Genomic DNA, 455 nt, shown 5'->3' with positions numbered 1-455 from the left:
TTTTGGGATAGTAAGGAAGGTTATGGTAGCGTATCTAAGCCTGTAGGCGTTTGCTTTAATATTGTTTACTCTTAACTTATCTTGAATCAATAGAAAGAAGCCTATTCAGATTATCAGGCTTCTTTTTTTGCAGTCAACCAAGCATTTCATGTTAATTCTAATGGAATTTCTTCTTTCTTACTAACCCCTTCATTGTTGACCCATTCAATTTCTAAATAATATCTTACAGGTCCTTGATTCTTATCCATTTCTTCAACAGGTCCCTCAATAGATCCAACCTTAAGGTTTTCAAGTATATTAATATTTCCATTGTTTGATTTTTTTAGCCCCTCTAAAACAAGCTTCTTATTCTTCTCTCCACGCTTTTCGTAAAATGAGTATTTAAAATAATTTGAGTCTTTAATTTCATTTAAACTACCCAAATACGTTAACTTTCCGTTTCCACGCCAGATAGA

General features: G+C 32.5%; 1 pseudogene. It reads right to left on the bottom strand.

Annotated elements, in window-relative coordinates:
* Positions 1-146: 146 nt before the first annotated feature.
* Positions 147-455: pseudogene (locus NLX71_RS26435) on the bottom strand (hypothetical protein); the annotation flags it as partial.

The organism is Paenibacillus sp. MZ04-78.2 (assembly GCF_024213375.1).
GTDB lineage: Bacteria > Bacillota > Bacilli > Paenibacillales > NBRC-103111 > Paenibacillus_G.
The sequence above is the reverse complement of the archived record's forward strand: the minus strand, read 5'-3'. Positions and strand labels throughout refer to the sequence as shown.